16 protein-coding genes are annotated in these 15814 nt (G+C 36.4%); 9 read left to right on the top strand and 7 right to left on the bottom strand.

Annotated features, from left to right (window positions below; all coding sequences use genetic code 11):
• Positions 1-91: 91 nt before the first annotated feature.
• From ABVM52_RS14425 to ABVM52_RS14415, 3 genes are all read right to left on the bottom strand, one after another.
• Positions 92-952 (bottom strand): polysaccharide deacetylase family protein, encoded by an 861-nt coding sequence (locus ABVM52_RS14425; protein WP_405381687.1) that lies wholly within the window; start codon positions 950-952, stop codon positions 92-94.
• Between the two features lie 112 nt (positions 953-1064).
• Positions 1065-2795, bottom strand: coding sequence for a tetratricopeptide repeat protein (locus ABVM52_RS14420; RefSeq protein WP_405381685.1), 1731 nt, complete (start codon positions 2793-2795; stop codon positions 1065-1067).
• A 174-nt stretch (positions 2796-2969) separates the two neighbouring features.
• Entirely contained in the window at positions 2970-4193 is a 1224-nt protein-coding gene (locus ABVM52_RS14415; RefSeq protein ID WP_405385138.1) for an MFS transporter, read from the bottom strand.
• A 108-nt stretch (positions 4194-4301) separates the two neighbouring features.
• Here ABVM52_RS14415 and udk point away from each other — a divergent pair, with 108 nt between their 5' ends.
• The 9 genes from udk (at position 4302) to ABVM52_RS14370 (ending at position 11310) form a co-directional block, all read left to right on the top strand.
• Positions 4302-4916: a uridine kinase gene (gene udk, locus ABVM52_RS14410; RefSeq protein WP_405381683.1), complete on the top strand. Its 615-nt coding sequence runs from the start codon at positions 4302-4304 to the stop codon at positions 4914-4916.
• Positions 4916-5248 (top strand): septum formation initiator family protein, encoded by a 333-nt coding sequence (locus tag ABVM52_RS14405; protein WP_405381681.1) that lies wholly within the window; start codon positions 4916-4918, stop codon positions 5246-5248. Before udk ends, ABVM52_RS14405 begins: the two co-directional genes overlap by 1 nt.
• A 187-nt stretch (positions 5249-5435) precedes the next feature.
• On the top strand, positions 5436-6209 hold the full coding sequence (locus ABVM52_RS14400; protein WP_405381679.1) for a ParA family protein: 774 nt from the start codon (positions 5436-5438) through the stop codon (positions 6207-6209).
• Position 6210: 1 nt separating this feature from the next.
• On the top strand, positions 6211-7125 hold the full coding sequence (locus ABVM52_RS14395) for a ParB/RepB/Spo0J family partition protein (RefSeq protein WP_405381677.1): 915 nt from the start codon (positions 6211-6213) through the stop codon (positions 7123-7125).
• Positions 7118-7777, top strand: a complete 660-nt coding sequence (locus ABVM52_RS14390; protein WP_405381675.1) for a DUF5683 domain-containing protein — start codon at positions 7118-7120, stop codon at positions 7775-7777. The genes ABVM52_RS14395 and ABVM52_RS14390 overlap by 8 nt, the downstream gene beginning before the upstream one ends.
• A gap of 2 nt (positions 7778-7779) precedes the next feature.
• Positions 7780-8481: a 4-hydroxy-tetrahydrodipicolinate reductase gene (gene dapB, locus ABVM52_RS14385; protein ID WP_405381673.1), complete on the top strand. Its 702-nt coding sequence runs from the start codon at positions 7780-7782 to the stop codon at positions 8479-8481.
• Positions 8482-8573: 92 nt separating this feature from the next.
• Positions 8574-10292, top strand: coding sequence for a signal peptidase I (lepB, locus tag ABVM52_RS14380; RefSeq protein ID WP_405381672.1), 1719 nt, complete (start codon positions 8574-8576; stop codon positions 10290-10292).
• Positions 10293-10373: 81 nt separating this feature from the next.
• Entirely contained in the window at positions 10374-11003 is a 630-nt protein-coding gene (locus tag ABVM52_RS14375) for a WbqC family protein (protein WP_405381671.1), read from the top strand.
• Entirely contained in the window at positions 10996-11310 is a 315-nt protein-coding gene (locus ABVM52_RS14370) for a DUF6122 family protein (RefSeq protein WP_405381669.1), read from the top strand. The genes ABVM52_RS14375 and ABVM52_RS14370 overlap by 8 nt, the downstream gene beginning before the upstream one ends.
• Here ABVM52_RS14370 and ABVM52_RS14365 read toward each other — a convergent pair.
• Genes ABVM52_RS14365 through mutL form a run of 4 tightly spaced genes read right to left on the bottom strand, consistent with a single transcriptional unit; the run spans position 11297 to position 15814 of the window.
• Entirely contained in the window at positions 11297-12280 is a 984-nt protein-coding gene (locus ABVM52_RS14365; RefSeq protein ID WP_405381667.1) for an endonuclease/exonuclease/phosphatase family protein, read from the bottom strand. The two genes, ABVM52_RS14370 and ABVM52_RS14365, sit on opposite strands and share 14 nt — an antisense overlap.
• Positions 12281-12328: 48 nt before the next feature.
• Complete coding sequence (locus ABVM52_RS14360) at positions 12329-13210, bottom strand: rhomboid family intramembrane serine protease (RefSeq protein ID WP_405381665.1); 882 nt, start codon at positions 13208-13210, stop codon at positions 12329-12331.
• A 3-nt stretch (positions 13211-13213) separates the two neighbouring features.
• Positions 13214-13957 (bottom strand): rhomboid family intramembrane serine protease, encoded by a 744-nt coding sequence (locus tag ABVM52_RS14355; protein WP_405381663.1) that lies wholly within the window; start codon positions 13955-13957, stop codon positions 13214-13216.
• Positions 13958-15814 (bottom strand): DNA mismatch repair endonuclease MutL, encoded by a 1857-nt coding sequence (mutL, locus tag ABVM52_RS14350; RefSeq protein WP_405381661.1) that lies wholly within the window; start codon positions 15812-15814, stop codon positions 13958-13960.

Below are 15814 nucleotides of genomic sequence, written 5' to 3'. Positions count from 1 at the left end.
AATTTCCTTCATCATTATCATAGTACATGGTATGATGAAGGATTTTTTTATCCATACATACCATCTAAAAACTATTGATAAATGGCTTCAGCTATAAAACTCTCTTAATGGTTTGCCATGTAATTAATTCTATATTGTTCTCCTTTAATTTTGCTTTGTTTTGTTCGTTTGTAAAATAATCAACATCTATTTGACGCCATGCCGAACCAAAATTTGGATGATTCACAGTCACCCCTTTCATCTCGTTATCATCAAAGGCTGGATGGATTAAAATGAGATTTACCCCAGCTACCAAATTTTCTAAAACAGAAGTATAAAAGTCTGCTAATTTACCCTGCTGAAAATAATGGTATTCCCCAACATAGGTTTGATCAATAACAAAATCATTGGCATCAATACACTTTTCTGAATCCATACCAACATGTTCCAAAAGTTGGCGATTTATTAAAGTTGGTAGTTCAAATTCCTTACCCAAATTCTTATAAATTTTAAAAAAATCTAGATGAGAACCCACACTATACATGTGCGAATCTATATGGGTAGGCCGTAAACCAAATTTTAATGCTTTTTCAATTTGGGCACGAAGTTCTTTTTCTACTTCTTCTGGATTTGCGTTTTTTCGTAGCAGTTCTCGTTTTTTAAAAAAATGTCCGTTTTCATCCACTAAGCTAGGTACTTCAGAAACAGGCAGCACTGGTCCAAATTTATAGTTTTCCCATTCACAGGTTAAGGTTAGGTGAATTCCATTATCTATTTGAGGGTATTCCTTTGCAAATAAGGCCATTTCATAAAACCATGGACAAGGCACCATGATACTGTATGAATTAACAAAGCCATTTTTTAAGGAATGGATAGTAGCCCTATTTTCTGAATGTGAGAGTCCGGCATCATCAGCATGAATAATCAATAATTTTTTATCCTTGGCATAGCCTAGTTTTTCTAATGAAGTCATGTAAGTTCACATTTAAAACGGAAATGTAACTAATTTTTAATCATACCATACCTTATCCCATTAATGGCAAATAAATATTACTAATGAAGAACTAATCAACAGAAGCAAATGACTATTGTATTCTTGAGGAAGTCAACTCGGTATCTGCCGTGGCCCAGCTAGTTTTTAATCTATCATCGATTTCTGATACCATAGCAGGCTCATTTAACTTTTCATACGCTAATTTTAGTCCATGTAACGCCCACCCATTTCTAGGTAGTCTTTTAAGGTCCTCTTCATAAGTTTCAATGGCCTCATTGTAGTTAGCGGCTTCAATTTGAATGGCTCCTAAATGATGCCTAACGGAAAAAAACCAATCTGGTGGTTCGTTGTAATTTAAGTTATCTTCAAGTTTTACCGCTTCGTTCAGTAATGCAATGCTTTCTGTATAATTAGCTTCTTGGGCTAAAATCTCAGCATTTAATACGCGCTTGGCTATCTGTAATAAAACATCCACGGAATTAATATCCCATATAGAAACAGAACGTAAACTTTCATCCTTAGCATATATTTCCAAGGATTCTAATTCTGTTTTTGCACGCTGTACGTCACCTTTACCCAGAAAAGCCATTCCCCGTGCATAATTTCTAACCGCTTCTGGATATTTTAATGACGAATCTTTATTTTCCAATTGTAGTATATCGTCCCATTTCCCAAATTTGACATATACGTAATACGGTATCGTGTAATAATGCTGCAATGTACCCCAACCAGATTCTTTCATCAATATTAAGTTGGAATGTTCCGCTACCTTATTAGCGGCTTCCAAAGCTAACTTGCTATTTCCTTCCAACGTGGCAGTTGCTGCCATAAAATGATAATTATGTGGAAAATAAGATAAAGGATAGGCCCCTTGTGCATTACATACGGAAACATAACTACTATCTACCGCTATTGCCCTAATATTTGCCAATGTTCCCTTATGATAATCTCCCGTTCTAATATAAATATGCGACGACATATGAACAAGATGACCCGCACCGGCAACCAAATCTTCATCAAATAATTTAGCACTATCAAGTCCATCTTCCGGGTTCAAAGAGGTCTCAACCGTATGAATATAAAAGTGATGTGCCCCAGCATGTTTTGGATTTATCCGTAGAGCCCTTTTTAAAACAGAAAGAATGTCTACGGTCCATTCCCTGGCTACACCATTTTTATCCCATAAATCCCAAGGGTGCAAATCCATAATCGACTCCGCATAAATTGTAGCTACATCGGCATCAAAAGGATACTTTTCGTAAACACTACGCATAGCATTGGAATATGCCAAATCAAGCTCTCCTCTATCTGACACAGGTTTCTTAACATATCTTTTTGCCAGTGCGGCTATTAAATCTTTCTCTTTTTGTGAAGCGGAAATTTTAGATACATCCACCGCTTTTTGAATGGCGGCAAAAGCTCTTTCATAATTATCTGGTTCCATTCCCGCATTATAATTTGGACCCAATACATAGGCAAAGCCCCAATAGGCCATTGCGCAATTAGGATCTAATTTTGTGGCATAATAAAAAGAACGCGCTGCTTCTGCATGATTAAATCCGTAGGCCAAAACCAAACCTTGATTCACGTATTTCTGTGCCAGACTATTAGTGGTTGTAACAGGGAAATCAAGCACATCCAGACCATCAATTAACGGTGCTTTATTATTGGATGTATACCACGCCGCATCTGTGATTGGAGGGGCACAACCAATTACAGGTCGTTGAGAAATGTCAACCGGTCTAGGTTTGTTTTTACAGCCAAAACCTGATAGAAAAATAAAACATAACATCAATAAAGATGATATTCTAAAACCTTTCATATTTATATATTGAAATGATACATGGGTTAAACTACCCATCAATATAGTATGAATTAACTGTAAATGAGCCCATTAACGTATAGCACGTTAGAATATACGTGTAAATAACAATTCTGTATTCATAACGAGTACCACTTAGAACACCTTCCTTTTAGAACCACTAATCCTATATATTTAACTGGAAAAAGCCCGGTTACTTGCAAATAAGGGTCGCGTTTTAAAGGCTAAAAATAGTATGATGGACAAGAATCCACAAGTACCCAATCCTAAAAATAATGCCCAAACGGAATCTTCAATAAAACTTCCTACGAAAATAGAAATAGGAATGGACAAAATGGTGGATACAAAACCTGTTATTGCCGCTCCAATACCCGCTATATGGCCAATGGGCTCCATAGCAATAGAACGCATATTGCCCCAAATGAAACCAAGACATAAAAACAACAATGAAAGAAAAATTAGCAATACGGTAATACTTGGGTCATTAGAATTGAAGAACAACAAACTATAGGTCATAGCAATAACGGTAAAAGCCAACAATGCCATAAAAGAAAGATTACGCATACCAAAACGTAGTACCAACGTACCGTTCATTAAGGTTGACAACCCCACGGACAAAGCCAAGCCAGCAAATACGTAAGGAAAGGTATCCGTTAACCCGTAAAGGTCCTCAAAAACATGTTGTGCAGAACTTAAATATACCAAAAAAGAGCCCGTAATAAGTCCAGAAATGATTGTACATGAAACGGTTTCCTTATACTTGAAGATTTCCTTAGTCCCCCTAGCAAATACCTTAAAAGAAAATGGTACTTTATAAGCCGGGTGCAGTGTTTCTTCCTGGCGCTTGTAAAACCAAACACCAACTACAAGAGCAAAGAACAATTGCAGATAAAAAATACCTTGCCAACCCGTAAACCCCATAACCGCCTTACCTATGGCCGGAGCAACAACGGGCACCAAAATAAAAAATGCGGTAACAAAAGACATTATCTTGGCCATATAATCCCCACGGTATGTATCCCTGATTATAGATATGCTGATAGTCCTTGGTGCAGAAAGTCCAATACCTTGCAGAATTCTACCAATAAGCATAATCTCAAGATTTGGTGCTACCAAACAGATGATGCTGGCAATAAAGAAAATGATAAAACCAAAATATACAATTGGTTTTCTTCCTAAACTATCTGACAATGGTCCAAAAAACAATTGGCCTACCCCCAGCCCTAAAAAAATCATAGTGACCAACAATTGATTTTGTGTAGGATCCAAACTATTGATCGCAATACCAATATCTGCCATGGCAGGTAAAATTGCATCAATGGTAAGTGCCACAATGGACATTAACGATGCCATTAATGCCACAAATTCAAAATTGGGTTTTATCTGTTCATCTTGCATCATGCAAAAATAAGGCTAACCATCTCAAGGGGTGTTAATAAAAGTTGAATTTTAAGTTTTATGCAATTATGCTATTCAAATATGTATTTTTGCAACAAAGTAAATTGTATGTTGATTATTGGGATAGCCGGCGGAACCGGATGTGGAAAAACAACGGTAGTAAATCAAATTATAAATGAACTGCCTAATGAAGAAGTGGGGGTAATTTCCCAAGATTCCTATTATAATGATTTATCACATTTATCTCTTGAAGAACGAAGAAAGACCAACTTTGATCACCCAAACTCCATTGATTTTGCTCTTTTGGAACAGCATTTACATGAACTGCGAAACGGTAAATCTATTGAACAGCCGGTATATTCATTTTTAGAATGCAATAGAACGGCCAAAACCATTCCTACCCACCCTACTAAAGTTATTATTGTAGAAGGAATTTTAATCATGACCAACCCAGCTATTCGTAAAATGTTCGATATTAAAATTTTTGTACACGCAGATACAGACGAACGTTTGATCCGTAGATTAAAGAGAGATGTTAATGAACGTGGTTGGAATTTAGATGAGACCTTGGAAAAATATCAAGCAATAATTAAACCCATGCATGAACAATTTATAGAACCTACCAAGGAATATGCAGATATAATCATACCAAATAATAAATACAATACGGTTGCCGTTGAAATCGTAAAGAGTATTATCAATGAAAAATTAATGCAGTCTTAATGTCGTTCAAAGACCTAAAACAAAAAAAATGGTTTAAAGTGGTAACCAATATGTATGTATTGGTCCTTACCGCTTTTGTGGTTTGGATGTTATTTTTTGACACCAATTCATTAATGATCCATTTAGAACTTAGGAAAGAAATCAAGAAACTGGAAAAAACCCAAGACTTTCTAAAGAAAGAGATTGCCAAGGACAAAAAAGTTATTGAAAAACTTTCAAGTGAAGGGGAGTTGGAAAAATTTGCCCGTGAAGAGTATTACCTTAAAAAAAAGAATGAGGAAATCTATCTTATTGAATATGAAGATAGCTTAAAGTTAAAGGAAAAAGAGTAGCCAACATAATGCTTAATAAGTTGTTGAAAGAAATTTTGATGCCACACACACTAAAACATAAGTACTTCATCCCTAATAAATTAACGCTATTTTAATGGTTTCAATCCCATTATTCACTTAGTGTTAACAAAATCCTTTCATAAGCCCCGTAAATAATTGTATTTTTACGGCCTAACTTACTTTAAATATGGGCAAGATTATTGCTATAGCCAATCAGAAGGGAGGGGTAGGTAAAACTACTACTACGGTAAACTTAGCTGCCTCCTTAGGTGTATTGGAAAAAAAAGTGTTATTGATAGACGCTGACCCTCAAGCCAATGCTACATCTGGTCTTGGAATAGATGTTGATGGCGTTGAATTGGGGTCATACCAATTGTTGGAACATACCAAGAGTGCCAAGGAAACTATTATCCCTACCACTTCACCAAATGTGGACCTTATTCCGGCACACATAGATCTGGTAGCCATAGAAATAGAATTGGTAGATAAGGATGAGCGGGAATACATGATGAAAAAGGCAATTCTAGAACTGAAGAACGACTATGACTTTATTCTCATAGATTGTGCTCCGTCACTTGGTTTGTTGACCTTAAACGCCCTTACAGCGGCTGACTCCGTTATTATTCCGATCCAGTGTGAGTACTTTGCCCTTGAAGGATTGGGAAAATTATTAAATACCATTAAAAGTGTACAACGATTGCATAATGCTGAGTTGGATATAGAAGGTATGCTTTTAACGATGTATGATTCTAGGTTACGATTATCCAATCAAGTTGTAGATGAAGTAAGGAAGCATTTTGGGGATATGGTTTTTGATACGGTCATACAACGAAACGTTAGATTAAGCGAAGCTCCAAGTTACGGGGAAAGCATTATAAAATATGACGCTTCTAGTAAAGGAGCAACCAACTATCTGAATTTGGCAGATGAGATAGTCAAAAAAAATAAGCAGACGGTTTAATATGGCAAAAGCGACAAAAAAACAAGCTTTAGGTAGAGGACTTTCGGCTCTTTTAAAGGATCCGGAAAATGACATTAATACTGCAACCGATAAAAATGCAGATAAGGTAGTAGGTAATATTATTGAGTTAGATTTGGAACACATAGAGGTTAACCCTTTTCAACCCCGTTCCAATTTCAATGATGAATCTATTAAAGAGTTAGCTACTTCCATTAAGGAATTGGGGGTTATACAACCTATTACCGTTCGTAAATTAGGTTTTAACGAATACCAGTTAGTTTCTGGGGAAAGAAGGTTCCGTGCTTCAAAATTGTTAGGTCTAGAGACCATACCGGCCTATATACGTATTGCCAATGATCAAGAGTCTTTGGAAATGGCCTTGGTAGAAAATATTCAACGACAAGATTTAGACCCTATAGAGATCGCACTTTCCTATCAAAGATTAATTGATGAAATTAACCTTACACAGGAAAAGTTAAGCGACCGTGTAGGTAAAAAAAGGTCTACCATAGCCAATTATTTAAGATTGTTAAAGTTAGACCCTATAATCCAAACCGGTATGCGTGATGGTTTTTTAAGTATGGGTCACGGTAGGGCTTTGGTCAATATTGACAAAAAGCAAGATCAGCTGGCACTTTACGAAAAGATCATTACCAGTAACCTGTCTGTTAGAGATACAGAAAGTGCGGTAAAGTCCTATCATTCTGATGCATCTGATACATCTTCAAAGGAAGTAAAAAAAACAGGAAAAAAAGACCCTGCAGTCTTTGTACGCAAAGGAATTAAGGAACTTACCGATGCGCTTTCCGTAAAAGTGGACATAAAGGCATCAGATAAGGCTCAAGGGAAAATTACTATTCCATTTAAGTCCCAAGAAGAATTTGACCGTATCAAAAAATTGATTACAGGTGCGTAACAAGCTGTCCTATTTATCTTTTCTACTCCTTTTCTCAGCACTATGCTATGCGCAAGAAGAGCAACAGACCAAAACTCCTGTAGAGAAGGATAGTGTCATCACGGTCCAAGAGGATGAAATGGTTGTCATCAATGATTCCGTCTCGGTTAAAAAAATTGGGAGAGAATTTAAACCCCTGGCCCCAAGTAAAGCTGCCTTTTATTCAGCATTGCTTCCAGGACTTGGTCAAGTATACAACAAAAAGTATTGGAAGGTACCCCTTGTCTATGGTGCCATTGGTGGTAGTATATATGCCTACACGTGGAACAACGACAATTATCAAAGCTTTAGAACGGCGTTTAAAAGAAGGCTTGCCGGTTTTACGGATGACGAATATTATGACATCAACAATGATAATTTACCAGGTGACCCACCAGATTTGGATCAGGACGATTTAGAATATCAACAAGAACGTTTTCAAAGTGATCGTGACCTTTGGTTGGTAGTTGCCATTGGTATGTATGCCTTAAATATTGTGGATGCCAATGTTGATGCGCATTTAAAACAGTTTAATATTGACGATGATTTAAGTATAGATTTTGAGCCTTATTTTGACTTAAATCAAGTGACCAACAGCCCTAATTACGGTATGGCCCTAATAATTAAATTTTAAGAATGAGAATAGCACTTTTCGGTTACGGAAAAATGGGTAAGATGATAGAGCAGATAGCTTTGTCTCGCGGTCATGAAATAGTAGCCAAAATTGACGATAATACAGAAGATATAGATTTTAACGTAATGGATGTTGCCATTGATTTCAGTATGCCAAGCGCAGCATATGATAACATTACACAATGTATCAAAAATGATGTTCCTGTAATTTCCGGCACAACAGGGTGGTTGGATAACTATGAGAACGCTGTAAACTTATGCAAGGATAAAAAAGGGGCATTTATATATGCATCTAACTTTAGTTTAGGGGTGAACATATTTTTTGAATTAAATAACTATCTGGCAAAAATGATGCAAAAACTGCCAGAATATAAAGTTGCCATTGAGGAAATACATCACACTCAAAAATTGGATGCACCTAGTGGTACTGCTATAACTTTGGCCGAGGGTATCATTGAAAATTCCAACTACAAACAATGGAAATTAGATGCTGATACAGAAGGCTCCATACCCGTGACGGCAAAACGAATTGGCCAAACTCCAGGTACGCACACCATAAATTATGAAAACAATGTGGATAGTATAGAGATTAAACATACTGCTCATAATAGAGAAGGGTTTGCATTAGGTGCGGTAACCGCAGCAGAATGGATTATTGGAAAAACAGGCGTGTTTTCTATGCGAGATGTGTTAAACCTTGGTTAAAAAATGTAACAATAGAAAATTAAAAAGACCTATTTTCATTAGTGCCATACATTGTGTGTAACAGTGGGCCATTATAACAAAATTAAAAACATATGAATGCTACCCAGTGGATACTATTTATCCTTATTGTTCAAGTCATACACTTTTTAGGCACTTGGAAACTTTATGTAAAGGCCGGCAAAAAAGCTTGGGAAGCTGCAGTGCCCATCTACAATGCTATCGTCTTAATGCAAATCATTAACAGGCCTAAATGGTGGGTCATTTTATTGTTTATTCCTATTATTAATTTATTGATGTTCCCTGTAATCTGGGTAGAGACCATAAGAAGTTTTGGCAGGAACAGTAAATTAGAAACCTGGATCGTATTATTGACCCTTGGGTTTTATATTTACTATGTTAATTACTCCCTAGAGGTATCTTATATACAAGATCGAAGTTTACAACCAAAAACCGCGACTGGAGAATGGGTTAGTTCCATTTTATTCGCTATTGTAGCCGCTACTTTGGTACACACCTATTTCATACAACCTTACGTTATACCTACAGGCTCTTTAGAACGTACATTGCGCATTGGCGATTTTCTTTTTGTGAGTAAATTTCACTACGGAGCTAGAACACCAATGACAACCGTTGCCGCACCCATGGTACATGACACCTTACCTATTCTAGGCACACCATCCTATTTAAAAAAACCACAATTACCTTATTTTAGACTTCCCGGTTTTACCAAAGTAGACCGCAATGATATTGTTGTTTTCAGTTGGCCTGCAGATACGGTACGTGTTTTCTTTAAAAAAGAAAAAGGAGTAAAAAAACCCATAGATAAAAAATCAAATTACGTAAAGAGATGTGTAGGCCTCCCTGGAGATTCCTTGGAAGTCCGTAACGGATATGTATTCATAGACGGCAAACAACTAGAACTTCCCGGTAGTGCCAAACCACAGTTTGATTATACCGTATATAGCGCTAAAGGGGTATCTTCTAGGTTACTGCAACAGTTGGGCGTTACAAGTTTTACCCGTAAATACATTTCAGGCCCCATAAGCCAAGAACAGGTAAATGTCTTACAAGGTTACGTTATTGGATTCAACCAATCTGCCAATGGACAAATTGAATTATATACAGGTAGTTCTGGTATACCAGCCAATGTCATTGCCAATTATAGACTTTCTTTAAAGGAGGTTACGGACCGTGAAAGAACTATTCCTTTAACCGCGGAAATGGTACAGGCATTAAAATCAGATTCAAATATAGACTCTGTAGTACAAAATGTACTACCAGCAGGAAAAAGGGGGATTAATTTATTTCCACAAAGTACAGACTACCCATGGAATTACAGTCAAATGGGACCCATATACATTCCAAAAAAGAGGGCTACCGTAGAATTAAATTTAAAAGTACTACCGCTTTATAAAAAAATAATTAGGGAATATGAAGGAAATGAACTTACGGTAAGTGGTAACCAAATTAACATAAACGGAGAACCAACGAACACCTATACTTTTAAACAAGATTATTATTGGATGATGGGTGACAACAGAGACCATTCTGAAGATAGTAGAGCCTGGGGCTATGTTCCTGAAAACCATATTGTAGGAACTCCAATATTTATATGGATGAGCTTTGACAATTTTGTCGATGCAAATGGCAATCCTAACAAAATATGGAAATGGCGCCCTAGATGGGACCGTATTTTTACAACCGTAAATGGTGATGGCCAACCACAATCCTATTTCAAATATTTCTTGATTCTATTAGGCATATACTTTATAGGAAATTGGTTCTGGAAAAGAAAAAAGTCAAAAAAATAGATACCAACTTTAAATATTAAAGCTATCGTATCTCTTTAGATAATTGGTCTAAAACAGTTCAATAAAAACATAACTAAAAAGATGAAATTAATTCATCCTACATATTTTCCCAACATACATACATTTAGTCTTATTGCACATGACAGTATATGTTGGGAAGTAGAGGATAATTATCAAAAACAGACCTTTAGGAACAGAACTTATATTTCCACAGATCGCGGAAAGCATATTTTAAGTATCCCCATAGTTCACGTAGGGAAAGAATTTGGAAGACAGCAATATAAATCTGTAGCATTAGACAACACTTATCCTTGGCAACGCCAACATTGGCGAACTTTGGAAACAGCTTACAGAACCTCTCCTTTTTTTGAATTTTATGAAGATGAAATTAAACCATTGTATACCCAACCGTATGAGTTGTTGTTGGACTTTAATTTAAAGACCATTGAAGTTATTTTAGAATGTCTTCAATTAGAAATGCCTAAAGAAAAGACACAAAATTATGAGGTAAAACCTACTGAACTTGAAGATTTCAGGTTCATGGTAAATGCTAAATTAAAGCACACTATACCTATGGATCCTTACACCCAAGTCTTTGGGGATCGGAACGGGTTTATTCCCAATTTAAGCATATTGGACCTTTTGTTCAACGTTGGCCCTAATGCCATAAGTTATATGAAACAAAGTCTTTCTACTTCGTCCCATGATTAGATTCATTGCCCATTACGGAATACACTTTATAGTACCAATTATAGTGGCCCTATATTTTTATAAGGAAAACAGATTATTGGCAAGCATTATATTATTATCTGGAATTGTTATAGACCTTGACCACCTATGGGCCACGCCCATGTTTGACGCTAATAGATGTAGTATTAATTTTCATCCATTACACTGTTATATCGCCATTACCGGCTACATGTTGCTTTTTATTTATAAGCGAACCAGAATTTTTGGCTTAGCGCTACTCATTCATATCCTAGCAGATACTGTAGACTGTTTATTTATTCGCCATTAATTTTAATGGTGGCCATAATGGGCTCATGGTCAGATAAGTTTATTTTATAATTATGGTGCGCCAGCACTTCAAAGACAGGATCCACCAATATAAAATCTATTCTAAAGGGAAATTTCCAAAAATCAATGGTCTTACCATATCCGTTTCCTTTTTTTAAAAAGGTGTCGTTAAGGTCCCCTTTAACCGTAAAATACGAGTTAGAGAATTGTGTATTATTAAAATCTCCACAAACTATAGTTTTATACGGACTTTTATCAATATTAGCACGAATGATGTTTGATTGTTGCTGTTGCTTGGAGAAAGAATTTCGTAGCCTAACGAACAATTTATCCGATCGCTCCCTTTTAATACTTGATGGCCTTATATTCAAGGATTCTAAATGTAGGTTATAAACCCTAATGGTATCTTTTTGAAACACAACATCTGCATAAACTGCACTATTAAATGTTTCTGGAAATTCTATGATTTCCTTATTGACGATTTTATGCTTAGAATAAATAGCCTGTATTACCTTTTCATCCTTCTCATCAAAATCAAAATCCACATATTTATATGGGTACTCTTCAAAAAAATGAGATCTAATCTTCCTGTAATCAAACTCTTGAAAACAAACAATATCCGGATTTTGCTGTTTAACGAATGTCACTATGGTATCACCGGCGGTGCTTTTCCATTCATCTTGTTTACCCCTAAATCCCAAGCTATTAAAACTCATAATAGATAAAGTTTCCGAGGTATCATCAACATGCGTTTTAGTATTGAACACTATAAAGGTATCTAATGTAAAAAAACCATAAAGCAGTACCGATAGCGATAATAGCATTCTAATATTGAACTTGAGTAACCAATAAAGAAAAAAGACAAAATTAATGCCAACCAATGCGGGGACAGCCAAACTAACAAAGGCTAAACTAGCAGATGCGGTATACGGTACAATACATGCAAGTAATAGTATAAAGAAAAAAATCATGTTTAAGAAAAACATGATCCTAGCGAAAAATGAACGTGATCGCATATATTAATTTTCTTTACCAGCTTTAAACAAAAAATCCTTTTCAGCCTTGGAAAGGCTCTCATAACCAGATTTACTTATTTTATCCAAAATGGCATCAATTTTTTTCTGATGGGATTTTTTATCATAATCCTTTTGTGATGTGCCATAATTTTTAGCTCCCCTCTTATTCTTATAGACAGTTTTCATTGGAGCTTTTTTACCAGTAGACTTAAACAAATTGGCCACCCTATCCATTAATTTTGAAAAACCAGCACCAATATCACTTCCTTTAAGTAACTGGCTTGCATAAAAATATCCTAGAAAAGCACCACCTAAATGTGCCAGATGCCCGCCAGAATTACTAATAGGCAGTTGAATTAAATCTAAAAGAACAACACCTGCACCCACCATCCAAAGTTTAACGTTAAAAAAAATAAGCCTAACTTCTTGATTGGGCAAATAGGTACAGATAAAAATAAGTACCGCACTAGCACCTGCAGAAGCGCCAATTAGATAAGCATTGGTATTAAAAAAGGCTGGAAATATATTGTATCCCAGAACAAAGGTGAGTCCACCCAGGATAACGCCTAAGAGATATACGGTTAAAAAACGTTTGGCATCAAAAAGATTTAAGAATATCCTACCCACAAAATAGATAAGCAACATATTCCAAAACAGGTGCCCTATACCACCATGAAAAAATGAATAGGTAATAATGGACCAAGGTTGATAAACAATATCCAGTAAATTATTAGGAAGCTCAAACCACTGAACAATACTGTTTTTAGAAATTCCTAACAAGAAAGGTACAAGTCCGTTAACGACAAAGACCAGCACATTTATGGCAATGAGCTTTTCCGCAACATTTAACCTACTCCACTGATATTTTAAATCCGCTTGTGCCATATTCTAATTCCACCTATTGTTATTAAACTGATTTTTTTTCCAGTACCACATCATTAAAAAACCGAACAAGGCACCACCTACATGTGCAAAATGCGCAATACCCTGTCCAAACAAGCTATAGCCGGTTACCCCGGAGAATAAATCCAAGGCGATCAAAACAGGAATAAAGAATTTAGCTTTTATGGGTACCGGTAAAAATAATAGAAACAGTTCACTATTGGGGTATGACATACCAAAGGCCACCAAAATTCCGTAAATAGCACCAGAAGCGCCGACTACAGGGGTATTAAAAGCCCCCAAAAAATTATCAATAGTTGATTTGCCTGCAATTTCATACCATTGTGTACTATACTGTCCGCTATTAATAATTTCCAAAATACTACTTTCCGTTAAACCTGCACTCATTAGTGCGTTCATTCCTTCATTATAGTAGTAGTAATTGACCCCAATATGAATCAAAGCGGCCCCTAATCCAGCGGAAATATAAAAGAACAAGAACTTATTAGTCCCCCACATACGCTCTAAAGGTGAACCAAAAGCATAGAGGGCATACATATTGAACAGAATATGCATAAATCCGCCATGCATGAACATATGGGTAACAATTTGCCATAGTTGAAAATGGTCGTTTTGCGGAAAATACAGTGAAAACCACGCATACATTTGGTCTCCGTATAGATTGGTTGCTATAAAAAACAACACGTTTATTATTAGCAAATGCTTTATGGTTTCTGTTAATCTACCCATTTAAATAAATTTTCGTTCAATATCGTTCTCTGTAATCATTATATATACTTTCTTATTAAACGGACTCAGGGTTGTTTCCTTACAGGCAAACAAGTCATTGACCAGTTTTTGTTGCGAAAATTCATCTAGGGTCTCCCCAGTCTTAACGGATAATGTTTTGGCCAAAGTCTTTGCCAACATATCACTTTGTGAGAAACTATCGCCTGGAACTTCTTGCTGAAAATCTGACATCAACTGTTCCATAATCATTTGCACTTCGCTTTCAGCTACCAATACCGGTACACCTTTTATCTCTACCCCCTCTTTCAATACCTCTCCAAAGACGAAACCTACCGTACATAGATTATCCTTTATCTCGTTCAATATTTCTATTTCACTAGGGGTAAATGATAAAGTTAGTGGAAACAATAATTGCTGGCTCACCGCTTCTTTTATGGTAATATTCTTTAAAAAATTTTCATATAACACGCGTTGATGTGCCCTACTTTGGTTAATGACCACCATACCAGATTTAATCGTAGTAATGATGTATTTTTTTCGTAATTGAAATGTATGTGTTGCATGATCCGCAACTTCATTGTCCGCTTCAAAAATACTACTATTAACTACCTCTGACTCAAATTCAATAGTGCTATTATTTTTAACAGGATGGTCTACTTCAACTTCTAAGCCGGCGTATAAATTCTCCCAACCCTTGGCGCTAGGCTTTGTATAGTTGCCAGAAGAGGCGCCCTTAGGTTTTTTATTCACTTCAAAAGGATTGAACGAGGCATCTACAACCACTTGGGGCACTCCTACCTGTTTACCTTTATAAGCGTAAGGTGTTTCCAAGTTCTGATCCTGCTCAAAATCCAGTGCAGGTATAACATTAAATTGGCCCAAACTATGTTTTACCGCTGATTTTAAAATTGCGTACAGCGTATGCTCATCATCAAATTTTACCTCTGTTTTTGTAGGATGGATATTGATATCTATGGTACCTGGATCTACTTCTAAATTTAAAAAGTAACCAGGGTGTGTTCCGGGGCGAATCAATCCTTCAAAAGCACCCAATATAGCATGATGCAAATACGGACTTTTAATAAAGCGGTTATTAGCAAAGAAAAACTGCTCTCCCCTACTCTTTTTCGCAAATTCCGGTTTTTGAATATATCCCGATATTTTCACTACTTGTGTATCCTCTTCTACCGGCACCAATTTTTCGTCCGTTTTTCTGCCAAAAATATGCACAATACGCTTTCTAAAATCATTGTTTGGTAATTGAAAAACATCACTACCGTTATTGTAAAAGCTAAAGGCAACTTGTGGATGCGCCAGTGAAATTCTATGAAACTCATCGGTTATATGCCTATACTCTACCTGGTCTGACTTTAAAAAATTACGTCTTGCAGGAATGTTGAAAAACAAATTTTTAACCAACATGGATGTACCCTTTGGCGCAACCACCACTTCCTGTGTAACAACTTTTGAGCCTTCGATTTTTATACGTGTGCCAATTTCATCATCTGCTGTTTTGGTAAGCATTTCAACATGTGCAATAGCCGCAATGGACGCCAATGCTTCTCCCCTAAAGCCTTTGGTATTAAGGTTGAACAAATCTTCTGCCTTCTGTATTTTTGAAGTAGCATGCCGCTCAAAGCTTAAACGGGCATCTGTACCGCTCATACCCTTACCATTATCAACCACTTGGATCAAGGTCTTTCCTCCATCTTTTATGATGAGTTTTATTTCTGTTGCCCCTGCATCTATTGCATTTTCCAACAACTCCTTGACCACAGATGATGGGCGCTGAACCACTTCACCCGCAGCAATTTGGTTAGCTACATGGTCTGGTAATAATCTAATAATATCGGCCAT

Origin of the sequence: Maribacter sp. LLG6340-A2 (assembly GCF_045057105.1) — a bacterium.
Classification (GTDB): domain Bacteria; phylum Bacteroidota; class Bacteroidia; order Flavobacteriales; family Flavobacteriaceae; genus Maribacter.
Note: the sequence above shows the minus strand (reverse complement) of the source record. Positions and strands in the feature narration are given on the sequence as shown.